This window comes from Marinobacter sp. B-21, from assembly GCF_056857895.1.
In genome coordinates this window covers 197,072-210,805 of record NZ_JBSXNZ010000089.1, presented here as the reverse complement: position 1 = coordinate 210,805, position 13,734 = coordinate 197,072, and the positions used below count along the sequence as shown (strand labels likewise).

Below are 13,734 nucleotides of genomic sequence, written 5' to 3'. Positions count from 1 at the left end.
TTTTCTTACCAGCTCTGAGTGGTCTTGAATTTCTCAAGTGCAGCTTTGAGGCCGGCAGCGATTTCGTCGTTGTAATCGCCTTTCTCGTTGATCTTGTCGAGGAGGTCTTTCTGCTCGGAGCGCATCCAGTCGAGCATCTGCGCTTCAAACTTCACTACCTTGTCGACATCAACGTCGTCCAGGAAGCCTTCGTTGGCTGCAAACAGAACCGTACCCATTTCAGCCACGGACATCGGGCTGTACTGGTTCTGTTTCATGAGTTCCGTTACCCGCTGACCGTGCTCAAGCTGCTGCCGTGTTGCTTCGTCAAGATCGGAAGCAAACTGGGCGAAAGCGGCCAGTTCACGGTACTGGGCCAGGGCCAGACGGATGTTACCGCCAAGCTTCTTCATGATCTTGGTCTGGGCGGAACCACCTACCCGGGATACGGAGATACCGGCGTTCATCGCCGGACGGATACCGGAGTTGAACAGGTTGGTTTCCAGGAAGATCTGGCCGTCGGTAATGGAGATTACGTTGGTCGGTACGAACGCGGAAACGTCACCGGCCTGGGTTTCGATGATCGGCAGAGCGGTCAGGGAACCGGTTTTGCCTTTCACTTCACCGTTGGTCAGTTGCTCAACGTAATCCGCGTTAACACGGGACGCACGCTCCAGCAGACGCGAGTGCAGGTAGAATACGTCACCCGGGTAGGCTTCACGGCCTGGCGGACGACGCAGCAGCAGGGAAATCTGGCGATAAGCCACGGCCTGCTTGGACAGATCATCATAGATGATCAGGGCGTCTTCGCCACGGTCACGGAAGTATTCACCCATGGACGTACCGGAGTACGGAGCCAGGAACTGCATCGCTGCAGGATCCGCGGCGCCGGCGGCAACCACGATGGTGTGGTCCATGGCACCGTGCTCTTCCAGCTTGCGCACAACCGCGGCGATGGAAGACTGCTTCTGGCCAACGGCAACGTAGATACACTTGATGCCGGTGTCTTTCTGGTTGATGATCGCGTCGATGGCCACCGCGGTCTTACCGATCTGGCGGTCACCGATGATCAGCTCACGCTGGCCGCGGCCGATCGGCACCATGGTGTCGATTGCTTTCAGACCGGTCTGGACCGGCTCGTCAACGGACTGACGTGCGATAACGCCCGGTGCCACCTTTTCAACCGGAGAGGTCAGGTCGGTACCGAGGTCGCCCTTGCCGTCAATCGGGTTACCCAGAGAGTCGACAACGCGGCCCATCAGTTCCGGACCAACCGGTACTTCCAGGATGCGGCCGGTGCAACGAACTTTCTGGCCTTCGGCCAGATCTTCGTAGTCGCCCAGCACAACCGCACCAACGGAATCACGCTCCAGGTTCAGAGCCATACCGAAGGTGCCGTTGGCAAATTCAATCATCTCACCGTACATAACGTCGGCAAGACCGTGGATCAGCACGATACCGTCGGAAACCGACAGGATCGTACCTTCGTTCTTTGCTTCGGAAGAGATGTCGAGTTTCTCGATTCTCTTCTTGATGATGTCACTGATCTCGGATGGATTCAGTTGCTGCATGCCAATATCCTCAAACCTTGTGCTGAAATCAGGAGCCCAGAGCGTCGGCCAGCTTGGTCAGCTTTCCGCGTACAGAAGCGTCAATGACCAGATCACCGGTGCGAATAATCACGCCGCCAATCAGAGACTTGTCCAGTGACGCTGCGAGTGACACTTGCCGCTCGAGTTTCTTCGAGAGTGCCTGGGCGAGCTTCTGTTGCTGTTCGTCCGTCAGCTCGAAAGCCGCGGTAACTTCGATATCAACAGTGCGCTCCAGATCAGCCCGGTACATGTTGAAGAGCGCTGCAATCTCAGGAAGAAGAGTCAGCCGGCGGTTTTCAGCCAGTACAGCGAAAAAGTTCCGGACCTGTTCGGTGACGCCTTCTTCGGCGACCTCCAGAATCAACTCCGCCTTCTTCTGCTCTTCGAGACCCGGATTCGCGAGAAGCTGTCGAATGTCTTTGTTCGCGGTGACCTGTCCGGCAACCGTCAGCACCTGTGACCACTCAGCCAGCTGCTTATGCTCCTGAGCGGCAGAAAATGCTGCCTTTGCGTATGGACGGGCCAGCGTTCTCAGTTCTGCCATGATGAACCTCGTCGTTTAAAGTTCTGCCGCCAGTTTGTCCAACATCTCGTTGTGCTTGGAGGCATCGACAGAGGTTTCCAGGATCTTCTCAGCACCGGCGACAGCAATAGCGGCAACTTCTGCACGCAGCGCGTCACGGGCCTGATTCCGCTCCTGCTCAATTTCGGCCTTGGCCTGCTCAACCAACTTCTGGCCTTCCTTGCGGGCGTCATCCTTGGAGGCTTCCACAATCTGGGCCGCACGCTTGTTGGCCTGTTCAATCAGACCAGCAGCTTGCTGCTTGGCTTCACGCAGTTCCTGAGCTGACTTTTCCTGAGCCAGTTCCAGATCGCGCGAAGCGCGGTCTGAGGCAGCCAGTCCGTCAGCGATCTTCTTTTGACGCTCCTGCAGTGCGGCCATGATAGGCGGCCACACATATTTCATGCAGAAGACGACAAAGATAAAGAACGCGATGGCTTGACCAATCATCGTCAAATTAATGTTCACGTCTTCACCTCTCGCCTGTTTTGTTAAGAATCATCTGACCGGAGTGTAGCCCCCGGCTGGCGACTCGATTAACCGGCGATCTGGCCGACAAACGGGTTGGCGAAAGTGAAGAACAGAGCGATACCAACACCGATCATGGTTACGGCGTCCAGCAGACCTGCAACGATGAACATTTTAACCTGCAGCATCGGGGTCATTTCCGGCTGGCGCGCAGCGCCTTCCAGGAACTTGCCACCGAGGATACCAAAGCCAATCGCAGTACCCAGGGCACCCAGGCCAATCAGCAGTGCAACGGCAATAGCGGTCATTCCAACTACAGTTTCCATGATAACTCCCAGTTTTCAGTTAGGTTTTTCAGTTTAAGGGTTTAGGGTTTAGGGTTTAGAACTACGGCTTAATGGTGTCCGATCAGTGACTGTCCTCATGAGCCATGCTCAGGTACACGATCGTCAACATCATAAAGATGAATGCCTGCAGGGTGATAACCAGAATGTGGAAGATCGCCCAGGGTACAGACAGTGTCCACTGCGCCCAGAGCGGCAGCAGTGCAATCAGGATAAAGATCAGCTCGCCGGCATACAGGTTACCGAACAGACGCAGAGCCAGTGAGATCGGCTTGGCGATCAGGCTCACGCCCTCGAGCAGGAAGTTTACCGGCACCAGCAGGATCTTCAGGAACAGGTTGTCGGAAGAGAAGGGGTGGAGGGTCAGCTCACCGAGGAAGCCACCCACGCCCTTCACCTTCAGGCTGTAGTAGATGATCAGCGCGAATACGGACAGGGACATGCCCAGAGTCACGTTCACGTCTGTGGTCGGAACCACCTTCATGTATTCCAGACCCATCAGGTGGAACAGCTGGGGCAGGAAATCCACCGGCACCAGATCCATGAGGTTCATCAGGAACACCCAGCAAAAAATGGTCAGTGCCAGCGGCGCGATGACCTTGTTCTTGCCGTGGAAGGTTTCCTTAACACTGTTATCGACAAACTCGATCATGACTTCAACGAAGTTCTGCAGCCCACCGGGCTGACCGGATGTGGCGCGTTTGGCCGCCAGACGGAAAATGAACAGGAAAATCGCACCCAGGGCGACGGACCAGCCGAGGGAATCGACGTGCAGTGCCATGAACCCCATATCGGATGCTTCAGCCGCATTGTGGGCCATAGTCCACTGCGCTTCCTGCAGTACCGTGCCGTCGGCACGTTCATAACCCGCAGGCAGCTTGCCATACGTCAGGTTCTGGAGGTGATGCTGGATATATTCGGATGCATTTCCTGCCATAACGGTTTCCCAGGTCCAGTTAGCTTTGCTGCGTATTGCTGCCCGCCAGAAGCGGTGTCAACCAGTTGGTGACCAGCATGATCGCAAATGTTAGAAAAAGTGCCGCTACGTCGAGCGGCTGAATCCATTTGAACACCATCGTGAAAAGGATGGCGCACAGGATGAGCTTGCCGGCCTCACCCTGGTAAAAAGAGCTCATGATCTTTCTGGCAGACCGCGCGCCGGCGTAGCGGAATGCCTTGAACGCAAAATAACCATGGGGGATCAGAAAGATAAGTCCGCCCAGCAGCGCAGAATAACCGGCCACCTGGCCTCGCAAGAGAAACGCCAGGCTGACGACGGCAAGTATCACACTTTCTATTACAAACCATCGTGCGATGGGCGGGCGGCCGATACCCCCCGAAGCTGCCTTCGTCATGTTTGTCCCGAAAGTACGGTGCTTTTCGCCCGGTGCAGTTTAAAAAGTAAGCAAATACACCGATACGAGCGCCGCAGATTATATGTGTTCAATGTGCACGAATCAACAAAACCCGGTGCCAGCTGGCCCGTCAGAAGTGGCGTAATAACTGGGTTTTGGCAATTTTCGTCACAAATAGACGGCCGTTCAGTTTTTCACCACTACATGTTGTGTACATAACCAGATACGAACTTTCGTAGGGGGGTCGGAAGACCCACAAAAGCCCAACGATTTTATTTGATGTGGCCCAGAATGCCGTCGAGTTCGTCCAGGGAACTGTATTCGATCACCAGCTTGCCTTTGCCACGCTGGCCATGGTCAATGGACACTCGGGCTCCAAGCCGTTCGGCCAGATCATCCTGCAACGCCCGAATGTTGGGATCCAGCGCGCCTTTTTTCCGGGATTTACTGTCCGGCGTTTCCTGCTGGACCCGGCGCACCAGGGCCTCGGTCTGGCGAACGGACAGGGATTTCGCCACCACCTGTTTCGCCACCTGCATCTGCAATTCCGGCGCCAGGGTCAGCATCGCCCGGCCGTGGCCCATCTCCAGATCGCCATGCTCCAGCATGATACGGACATCTTCGGAGAGCCCGATCAGGCGCAGCAGGTTGGTAATGGTGGTCCGGGATTTGCCGACGGCTTCGGCAACCTGGGCCTGGGTCAGGCCGAACTCGTCCTGCAAACGCTGCAGGGCAAAGGCTTCTTCAATGGGATTGAGGTTTTCGCGCTGGATGTTCTCGATCAGCGCCATGGCGATGGCGGCTTCGTCCGGAACATACCGGACGATGGCGGGGATGCTGTCCAGACCGGCCATCTGGGTGGCACGCCAGCGACGCTCTCCGGCAATCAGTTCATAGCGGCCTTCGGCGATGGGGCGAACCACCACCGGCTGCATCACCCCTTGCTGACGAATGGAATCGGCCAGTTCCTGCAGGGCGGCCGGATCCATATCGCGCCGGGGCTGGAAGCGGCCACGCTGGATCAGGTCGACCGGGACTTCGCGGAGCTCACCGTCGTGGTCTTTCAGCTCCTGGTCCAGATTGACCCTGGAGCCCGCCAGCAGGGCGCCCAGTCCGCGTTCACCCAATCCTCGTTTCTTAGCCGCCATGGTGTCAGTCATTCTTCCCGTTGAAAATCGTTGTGCTTCAGTGAGTGACAGGGCGGTATGTTACACCGCAACCGGCGCGGATGTCTTTTTCGAGCCATGGCGGCGTACCATCTCGCCGGCCAGGGCCAGATAGGCGATGGCACCCTTGGAGGCCCGGTCGTATTTCAGCGCCGGCATGCCGTAGCTTGGCGCCTCGGCAAGGCGGACATTGCGGGGAATCACCGCACGGTAGACCTTGTCGCCGAAGTACTCGCTGAGCTGGCCGGACACATCCAGGGTCAGGCTGTTCCGCGGATCGTACATGGTCCGAAGGATACCCTCCACCTCGAGATTCGGGTTCACGGTCTCCTGGATCTGGTCGACGGTGTTCATCAGCGCGGCCAGGCCTTCCAGCGCGTAGTACTCACACTGCATCGGAATCAGTACCGCATCCGCAGCGGACAGGGCATTCACCGTCAGCAGACTGAGCGAGGGCGGGCAATCGATCAGGATGTAATCGTAGTTGTCGCGAACGGTATTGAGGGCAAGGCGCAGACGGTGCTCTCGGCCGATTTCGTTCATCAGTTCCACTTCGGCAGCAGTGAGATCGCCGTTGGCCGGCAGGATATCGAAGCCGGAAGCTTCTGCAGGAATGATGACTTCGGCGGCGCTGGCCCGTTTGGTCAGCATGTCGTAACCGGACCGTTCCAGGGCGTTCTTATCCACACCGCTGCCCATGGTGGCATTGCCCTGGGGATCCATATCCACCAGCAACACCCGGCGTTTGGTGGCGGCCAGGGAGGCGGCAAGGTTGACGCAGGTGGTGGTTTTGCCCACACCGCCTTTCTGATTGGTCACTGCAATCACGCGCGCCATGTCTTGCCTCCTTGTTTATGGGTTACCGGTTCAGAAACTCGACTGCCGAACTATCGCCAATTCTCTGCCCGGGCGATCACCAACAGATGGCGTTCGCCGTCGGCGCCGGGGACATCCAGGGAATGGCTGGATCTTACCTGCCAGCCAGCCGGAAGGGCCGCCACTTCATCATCCGGAAACTGACCTTTCATGGCAAGGAACTCACCCTCATTTGCCAGCAAATCGCCGCACCAGTTCACCAGATTCTCCAGCGCGGTGAAGGCGCGGCTGCTGATCCGGGTAAACGGTTCGTCAGGGCTACAATCTTCCGCCCGGCCGTGAATCACCTCGACGTTATCCAGGCCCAGCTCCAGCACACACTGATTAAGGAACCGGGTTTTCTTGCCGTTGCTGTCCAGCAGGGTAAACCGCTTTGCGGGCAGGGCGATGGCCAGGGGAATTCCGGGCAGGCCGCCGCCGGCACCCACGTCCAGCAGATGATCCGTGGTAACCCAGGGCAGGATGCTCAGGCTGTCCAGCAGCTGCCGGGACACCATTTCCCGCTCATCACGAACCGCAGTGAGGTTGTAGGCCCGGTTCCATTTGTTGAGCAGGCCAAGAAAGGCCAGCAGCTGTTGCTGTTGGCCGTCGTTCAGGGAGAGATCCATTGCCGCCAGCCCGTCCCGGAGCTGACCCTGCCAGAGCGTGTTGGTCATGGCCACGGATCAGGCGGACTGCTTGCGCAGCAGGTCGCGCTTTTTCAGATGCACCAGGATCTGGCTCACCGCCGCCGGGGTCACGCCCTGGATGCGGGAGGCCTGGGCCACGGTTTCCGGACGAACGGTCTGGAGTTTCTGCCTGATCTCGTTGGACAAGCCGCCAATCACGTCATAGTTCAGATCCACCGGCAGGGCGGTGTTTTCGTTCCGGCGTAAACGCTCGATCTCATCGGTCTGGCGGGAGATATAGCCTTCGTACTTGATCTCGATTTCCACCTGATCCGCCACCACCGGGTCTTCTGCCTGCTCAGCACCAATCTCGGCAATGTGGCTGTAAACGATTTCCGGGCGACGCAGCAGCTCCGCCAGGGACTGATCCCGGGTCATCGGCTGCTTGAGAAAGCCGTTGGCCCGCGCACCGGCTTCGGTGTTCGGATGAATCCGGGTGGCTTCGAGACGGCTGCGCTCGGTGGCAATGGCCTCACGCTTGCCATTGAATTTCTGCCAGCGTTCATCGTTCACCAGGCCCAGCTTGCGGCCGGTTTCGGTCAGGCGCAGATCGGCGTTGTCTTCCCGCAGGATCAGCCGGTACTCGGCACGGCTGGTGAACATGCGGTAGGGCTCGGAGGTGCCCATGGTGATCAGGTCATCCACCAGCACGCCCAGATAGGCTTCATCCCGGCGCGGGTACCACTCGTCTTTGTCCTGGGACCGCAGGGCGGCGTTGATCCCCGCCAGCAGACCCTGGGCACCGGCTTCTTCATAGCCGGTGGTGCCGTTGATCTGGCCGGCGAAATACAGACCCTGGATGAACTTGGTTTCCAGGGTGTGTCGCAGGTCCTGGGGGTTCAGGTAATCGTATTCGATGGCATAACCCGGCCGGGTTATGTGGGCCTTCTCGAACCCCGGAATCGAACGCACCGCCGCCAGCTGGATATCAAACGGCAGGCTGGTGGAAATGCCATTCGGGTACAGCTCGTTGGTGGTCAGCCCTTCCGGTTCCACAAAAATCTGATGCGAATCCTTGTCGGCAAAGCGGTTCACCTTGTCCTCGATGGAGGGGCAGTAGCGAGGGCCCACACCTTCAATGCTGCCGGCAAACATCGGCGAACGGTCAAAACCGCTGCGAATGATGTCGTGGGTTTCTTCAGTCGTGCGGGTGACGTAACAGCAGACCTGTTCCGGATGCTGACTGCGGCTGCCGATAAACGACATCACCGGAGCCGGGTCATCACCCCACTGCTCCTGCATCACCGAGAAATCCACAGACCGGGCATCAATCCGCGGCGGTGTGCCGGTTTTCAGGCGGCCGACATTGAACGGCAGTTCCCGCAGGCGTTTGGCCAGGGCGTTAGCCGGGGCATCGCCGGCACGGCCGCCGGCATGGTGTTGCATACCGATGTGGATAACCCCGCCGAGGAAGGTCCCTGTGGTCAAGACCACTGTCTTCGCGTTAAATCGGATGCCCGTCTGAGTGACGACACCGGTCACCTGATCGTTTTCCACAATCAGGTCGTCCGCCGCCTGCTGGAACAGGGTCAGGTTCGGCTGGCTCTCCAGGGTATGGCGGATGGCCGCCTTGTACAGTACCCGGTCCGCCTGGGCGCGGGTGGCACGGACCGCCGGTCCCTTGCGGCTGTTCAGCACCCGGAACTGAATGCCAGCCTGGTCCGTGGCTTCTGCCATGGCGCCGCCCAGCGCGTCGATTTCCTTCACCAGATGGCTCTTGCCGATACCACCGATGGCCGGGTTGCAGGACATCTGGCCCAGGGTCTCAATGTTGTGGGTCAGCAGCAGGGTTTGGCAACCCATGCGTGCAGCCGCCAGCGCGGCTTCGGTACCGGCATGGCCACCACCAATGACAATGACATCGAAACGGGTCGGAAAATCCACAGTTCACCTCGGAAATCGGGCTGAAAAAAAGGTATAAAAACAGGGCGGCGAGTATAACGCCTCACCTGGGAAAATGCAGTCGGAATGTGCAAATTTTAACCAGATAAAATCGCCATTGAAAGCCGGCTGGTTGTCACAGGGGGCCGGAAACCGCTTTTTTCACGATTCAGTGGGTAGTGGAAAACCGAAATTTCCGGCTTTTCATAGGCTTGGATTGCTCTTCTCAGAAAAGTTTTCAAGAAAGTTATCCACATGCAAGGCTACTTGTCAACCACCCAAAATAACACCTTAACCTATTGTTTTAATTAATATACATACAGGTAATCCAGAGTTTGTCCGTAGGTTGTCCAACTAATTATCCACAGAATGAGCCGCGGTTTTGCGCCGCAGCTGCCATACCACCACCAGAACCACCCCGTTCAGCACTGACAACAACAGGAAAAAGCCCGGAATGCTCACTTCAAGCAGGCCAAGGACTACAATCCCGGCCAGGGCACTCACCACCATGAACAGGGCGTTGATCACATTCAGTGCAGCGATGATCCGGGCGCGTTTGGTTCGCGGGGTTTCATGCTGGATAAAGGCATACAGGGGCACGATGAACAGACCGCCGCATACCCCGATGCCGGCCAGATCCAGCAGGACTCTCAGGTAAACCGGGTCGGTCACCAGGGTCCACCAGGTGGAGGCAACCGGATCGTCCGGCACCGCGAAGAACAGATCAATCCCCAGCAGACTCAGGCCAAGGGCGCCCCAGGGCACGGGGGCCAGGGTAATCCGGTGTTTGGTGAGCCGTTCGCACAGCATGGAACCGATGGCGATACCGATAGTGAACATGGCCAGCAGCAGCGTCACCACCGTTTCATCGCCCAGCAGACTGGTGCGGGCAAAGTTGGGAAACTGGGTCAGGTAGGCGGCGCCAAGAAACCAGAACCAGGAAATCGCCAGTACCGCCAGCAGAACCTGACGTCGCTCCGCCGCCACGATCATCAGATTCCGGGTTTCCAGCACCGGCCGGAAGCGAACCGTAATGCCGGAAACGTCGGGCCCGGTTGCCGGAACCTGGCGCGCCGCCAGGTACCCCAACACCGCCATCACCACCACGGCAATCGCCGTCAGCCTGGCGGCAGTCTCAAAACCCATCAGCAGGCCCGCGGCAATGGTGCCCAGCAGGATCGCCACGAAGGTGCCCATGCCCACCAGACCGTTGCCACCCACCAGTTCGTCGTCTGCCAGTACCTGGGGCAGGATGGCGTATTTTACCGGGCCGAAAAACGTGGACTGGGCGCCCATCAGGAACAGCAGGACCAGCAGCAGTTCGTACCATCCAAACCAGAGCCCGAGTGCCGCAACCGACATGATCACAATTTCCGCCAGTTTCACATTCCGGATGATCCGGGCTTTTTCATAGCGATCCGCCATTTCCCCGGCGATACCGGAGAACAGGAAGAACGGCAGTATGAACAGGAAGGCCGCGAGATTGACCACGACATTCACCGACAGGCCCATCAGGTCGCCGGCGCTGTAGGTAATCAGCAGCAACAGGGCGTTCTTGTACAGGTTGTCGTTGAAGGCACCGGAGAACTGGGTCAGGTAGAACGGCAGAAACCGGCGCTGACCGAGCAAACGGAACTGACTGTGTGTTGCCATGAAGAATCCTGTTTTGGTGCAGCTTGCAAGGCCGGCGCCCTCAGAAATCGTCAGCACGGTTCCGGGGTGCTGCTGCCAGCCCGGTGCCACCGGCCCGGCCTGCGGCCTGGCGTTCCAGTTCCTTTTCCACGGCGTTGGAGGACTGGGCAAACCGGGCCAGCAAGTTGTACAGCACCGGAATGATGAACAGGGTCAGTGTGGTGGCGAAGGTCAGGCCACCGAGAATCACCATCCCGATGGCCGCCCGGCTCTCGGCCCCGGCACCGGTGGCAATCACCAGGGGAATCGCACCGAACACGGTTGAGATGGTAGTCATCAGCACCGGACGGAACCGCAGGCAGGCACCCTCAAGAATCGCATCCCTCACCTCGTAGCCCCTGTCCCGGAGCTGGTTGGCAAATTCCACAATCAATATGCCGTTCTTGGCCATCAGCCCCAGCAACATGATGATTCCGATCTGGCTGTAGATGTTGAGACTGATCCCCGTCCACCACAACGCCAGCAGGGCACCGGTGACCGCCAGGGGCACCGAGAGCATGATGATCAGCGGATGAATCCAGCTTTCAAACTGCGCCGCCAGCACCAGGAAAACGATGACAAACGCAAGAGCGAAGGTGACATAAATCGCGGCGGAGGACTCCTGGAATTCCCGACTCAGGCCCCTGTAACTGACCCGCGCTTCCGGAGGTAGGTTATCCACAGCCAGGTTGTTCAGATACGTGAGGGCAGAGCCGAGATCGTAGCCGTCAGCCAGAGAGGCACTGATAACTACCGCCGGAAGCCTGTCAATACGGCGCAGGTCCGGATTGGCACCAATCTCTTGCACCGAAACCAGCGCCTGCAGCGGGATCAGGTTGCCACCCTCACGGGGCCGCAAAAAGATTTGCCCGAGGTCTTCCGGCGTCGCACGGTTGGCATCCTCTGCCTGGATGATGACATCGTACTCACGGCCACGGTTGAGGTAAGTGGTGACTTGTCGGGACGCCAACATGGTCTGGAGTGTCAGCCCCACATCCTCAATGGTGATGTCCAGATCGGCGGCCCGTTCGCGGTCAATGGAGACCCTCAGTTCCGGCCGGGTAAGTTCAAAATCCGTGTCGAGGTTCTGAAGATTCGGGTTTTCTCTGGCCCGCTCGACAATCTCGTCACTCCAGGCCTGGACCGATTCGTAGTCCGGGCCGGCAATCACGAACTCAACCGGCTGGCTGAATCCTCGCTGACCCAGACCCGGCGGGTTTACCGCCACAGTCCGGATACCTGAAACGTCAGCCAGCTTCTTTCTTATTTCACTGGCGACCTCTTGCTGCTTGATGTCCCGCTGCTCCCAGGGCACCAGGCCCATAATCAGGAACGCAGCGTCTTCTTCGTCCCGAAACCCGACGATAGCCAGCAGCCGATTGGCGATGCCCTCGTCCAGATAGGGAAGAAGCTGCTGCTCTACCTGGCGGACATAGTGATCAGTGTACTCGACCGTCGCCCCCCTCGGGGCGCTGGTGGGCATGATAATCACGCCACGGTCTTCCGTGGGTGCCAGTTCCTGGGGCAGCTTCGGAAAAACCACCACCGCAATCACCAGTCCGACCATGCCAATCCCCAGCAGCAGTCCGGGCTGGTTCAGGGAAAACTGCAGCAGCCTTCTATAACCGTTGGTAAGCCCGTTCAGGACTTTTTCACTGGCGGCCCAAAGACGGTGCCCCTCGGCCGATTCCGGGCTGTGCCTGAGCCACCTGGAGCACAGCATCGGTGCCAGGGTCAGTGCCACCAGACTGGAGAAAACCACCGCCGCCGCCAGGGTAAAACCGAATTCGGCGAACAACCGGCCGATGTTGCCCCCCATGAACGAGATGGGAACAAACACCGCCACAAGCGTCAGTGTGGTGGCAATGACCGCAAAAGCGACCTGTTTTGCGCCCCGGTACGCGGCGAGCAGAGGCGGCTCCCCCTCATCAATCCGGCGCTGGATGTTCTCCAGCATCACGATGGCATCGTCCACCACCAGGCCAATGGCAAGAATCACTGCCAGCAGGGTAAGAACGTTGATGGAGAATCCGAGAAAGCCCAGACCAATAAAAGCACCAATAACCGCGACCGGAATGGTCACCGCCGGAATCAGGGTGGCCCGCCAGGAACGCAGGAACAGGAAAATCACAAGGATCACCAGAGATACAGCGATCGCCAGGGTGGTGACCACCTCCTTTATGGAGGCCCGGATAAAGATGGATTCGTCGTAGCTTTCGGCAATGGTCACTTCCGGCGGCAGGATTTCCCGGATCTTCTCAAGCTCGGCCCGAACGGCATCGGATACCGCTACGGTATTGGCCTTGGACTGCCGGATAACGCCCATCCCGATGGCGGTCTGGCCGTTGGCACGCAAGCGACTGACATCGGACTCAACGCCCATCTGCACGTTCGCCACCTCACCCAGGCGCAGCAGATCGTTGCCATCCCGGCGAATCACCAGTTCCCGGAACTCCTCAACATTCGACAGACGCCCCTCGGCCCGAACCGTGAAATTGCGGGTGGAGGAATCCACCGAACCGGCTGGCAGCTCAACGTTATTGGCTCGCAACGCCCGCTCCACCTCCGCCACGGTGATTTCACGGGCAGCCAGCCGCTCCCGGTCAAGCCAGACCCGGATGGCATACCGGCGTTCACCGCCAATGCGGACATCGGCGACGCCGTCAAGAACCGACAACCGGTCTGCCAGCACGCGGTCGGCAAAATCACTCAGCTCGGCGCTGTCCCAGACATCACTGCGCAGGGTGACCCACATCATCGGCCGGGCGTCGGAATCTGCCTTTTGCACCACCGGGGGATCCGCTTCGTCCGGTAGCTGGTTGGCAACCCGTGATACCGCATCGCGCACATCGTTGGCGGCGATATCCACATCCCGGGAGGTGGAAAACTCGATACTGGTCCGGGACTCGCCCTGCTCGGTTGAAGATTCAATGGAACGGATGCCTTCAATACCACTGATCGCACCTTCAATCACCTGAGTGATCTGGGTATCCACCACCTCCGCCGCCGCGCCGGTGTAATCGGTGGATATGGACACCACGGGCGGGTCGATATCCGGGTACTCTCGCACCGGCAGACCCAGCAATGCCGCCAGTCCGAACACCACAATCAGCAGGCTGAGTACGGTGGCAAAAACCGGTCGCTTGATGGAAAGGTCTGAGAGAATCACGAA

The 13,734-nt window shown here is 58.6% G+C and carries 12 protein-coding genes; all 12 read right to left on the bottom strand.

The genetic code is table 11. From position 1 onward, the window contains the following. Nucleotides 1-5: 5 nt before the first annotated feature. The 12 genes from atpA to AC13C0_RS20865 all read right to left on the bottom strand — a co-directional run bounded on the left by atpA (nucleotide 6) and on the right by AC13C0_RS20865 (nucleotide 13,731). A complete protein-coding gene (gene atpA / locus AC13C0_RS20920; protein WP_117618960.1) occupies nucleotides 6-1,550 on the bottom strand; it encodes a F0F1 ATP synthase subunit alpha in 1,545 nt (514 codons plus the stop codon). A gap of 28 nt (nucleotides 1,551-1,578) precedes the next feature. Further along, the gene (locus AC13C0_RS20915) at nucleotides 1,579-2,115 is read right to left on the bottom strand and encodes a F0F1 ATP synthase subunit delta (RefSeq protein WP_117618959.1); all 537 of its coding nucleotides are present in this window, start codon (nucleotides 2,113-2,115) and stop codon (nucleotides 1,579-1,581) included. A 15-nt stretch (nucleotides 2,116-2,130) separates the two neighbouring features. Beyond that, entirely contained in the window at nucleotides 2,131-2,601 is a 471-nt protein-coding gene (locus tag AC13C0_RS20910; RefSeq protein ID WP_205422201.1) for a F0F1 ATP synthase subunit B, read from the bottom strand. A 68-nt stretch (nucleotides 2,602-2,669) separates the two neighbouring features. Beyond that, entirely contained in the window at nucleotides 2,670-2,927 is a 258-nt protein-coding gene (gene atpE, locus AC13C0_RS20905; RefSeq protein WP_012138088.1) for a F0F1 ATP synthase subunit C, read from the bottom strand. Nucleotides 2,928-3,009: 82 nt separating this feature from the next. Then, nucleotides 3,010-3,882, bottom strand: a complete 873-nt coding sequence (atpB, locus tag AC13C0_RS20900) for a F0F1 ATP synthase subunit A (protein ID WP_117618957.1) — start codon at nucleotides 3,880-3,882, stop codon at nucleotides 3,010-3,012. A 19-nt stretch (nucleotides 3,883-3,901) separates the two neighbouring features. Then, nucleotides 3,902-4,300, bottom strand: coding sequence for a F0F1 ATP synthase subunit I (locus AC13C0_RS20895; protein ID WP_117618956.1), 399 nt, complete (start codon nucleotides 4,298-4,300; stop codon nucleotides 3,902-3,904). 272 nt (nucleotides 4,301-4,572) lie between these two features. After that, the gene (locus AC13C0_RS20890) at nucleotides 4,573-5,448 is read right to left on the bottom strand and encodes a ParB/RepB/Spo0J family partition protein (protein WP_117620396.1); all 876 of its coding nucleotides are present in this window, start codon (nucleotides 5,446-5,448) and stop codon (nucleotides 4,573-4,575) included. A 60-nt stretch (nucleotides 5,449-5,508) separates the two neighbouring features. Beyond that, on the bottom strand, nucleotides 5,509-6,303 hold the full coding sequence (locus AC13C0_RS20885; RefSeq protein ID WP_117618955.1) for a ParA family protein: 795 nt from the start codon (nucleotides 6,301-6,303) through the stop codon (nucleotides 5,509-5,511). Between the two features lie 50 nt (nucleotides 6,304-6,353). Further along, complete coding sequence (gene rsmG, locus AC13C0_RS20880) at nucleotides 6,354-6,998, bottom strand: 16S rRNA (guanine(527)-N(7))-methyltransferase RsmG (RefSeq protein ID WP_341582806.1); 645 nt, start codon at nucleotides 6,996-6,998, stop codon at nucleotides 6,354-6,356. Nucleotides 6,999-7,007: 9 nt separating this feature from the next. Then, nucleotides 7,008-8,894, bottom strand: a complete 1,887-nt coding sequence (gene mnmG / locus AC13C0_RS20875) for a tRNA uridine-5-carboxymethylaminomethyl(34) synthesis enzyme MnmG (RefSeq protein WP_341580948.1) — start codon at nucleotides 8,892-8,894, stop codon at nucleotides 7,008-7,010. Between the two features lie 351 nt (nucleotides 8,895-9,245). After that, nucleotides 9,246-10,544: an MFS transporter gene (locus AC13C0_RS20870; protein WP_117620395.1), complete on the bottom strand. Its 1,299-nt coding sequence runs from the start codon at nucleotides 10,542-10,544 to the stop codon at nucleotides 9,246-9,248. A gap of 40 nt (nucleotides 10,545-10,584) precedes the next feature. Continuing rightward, on the bottom strand, nucleotides 10,585-13,731 hold the full coding sequence (locus AC13C0_RS20865) for an efflux RND transporter permease subunit (RefSeq protein WP_117618952.1): 3,147 nt from the start codon (nucleotides 13,729-13,731) through the stop codon (nucleotides 10,585-10,587). Nucleotides 13,732-13,734 lie beyond the last annotated feature (3 nt).

Excerpts from the sequence above, each read along its gene's own strand:
- atpA (WP_117618960.1), bottom strand. The coding sequence starts at position 1,550 with ATGCAGCAACTGAATCCATCCGAGATCAGTGACATCATCAAGAAGAGA.
- AC13C0_RS20915 (WP_117618959.1), bottom strand. The coding sequence starts at position 2,115 with ATGGCAGAACTGAGAACGCTGGCCCGTCCATACGCAAAGGCAGCATTT.
- atpE (WP_012138088.1), bottom strand. The coding sequence starts at position 2,927 with ATGGAAACTGTAGTTGGAATGACCGCTATTGCCGTTGCACTGCTGATT.
- atpB (WP_117618957.1), bottom strand. The coding sequence starts at position 3,882 with ATGGCAGGAAATGCATCCGAATATATCCAGCATCACCTCCAGAACCTG.
- AC13C0_RS20895 (WP_117618956.1), bottom strand. The coding sequence starts at position 4,300 with ATGACGAAGGCAGCTTCGGGGGGTATCGGCCGCCCGCCCATCGCACGA.
- AC13C0_RS20890 (WP_117620396.1), bottom strand. The coding sequence starts at position 5,448 with ATGGCGGCTAAGAAACGAGGATTGGGTGAACGCGGACTGGGCGCCCTG.
- AC13C0_RS20885 (WP_117618955.1), bottom strand. The coding sequence starts at position 6,303 with ATGGCGCGCGTGATTGCAGTGACCAATCAGAAAGGCGGTGTGGGCAAA.
- rsmG (WP_341582806.1), bottom strand. The coding sequence starts at position 6,998 with ATGACCAACACGCTCTGGCAGGGTCAGCTCCGGGACGGGCTGGCGGCA.
- AC13C0_RS20870 (WP_117620395.1), bottom strand. The coding sequence starts at position 10,544 with ATGGCAACACACAGTCAGTTCCGTTTGCTCGGTCAGCGCCGGTTTCTG.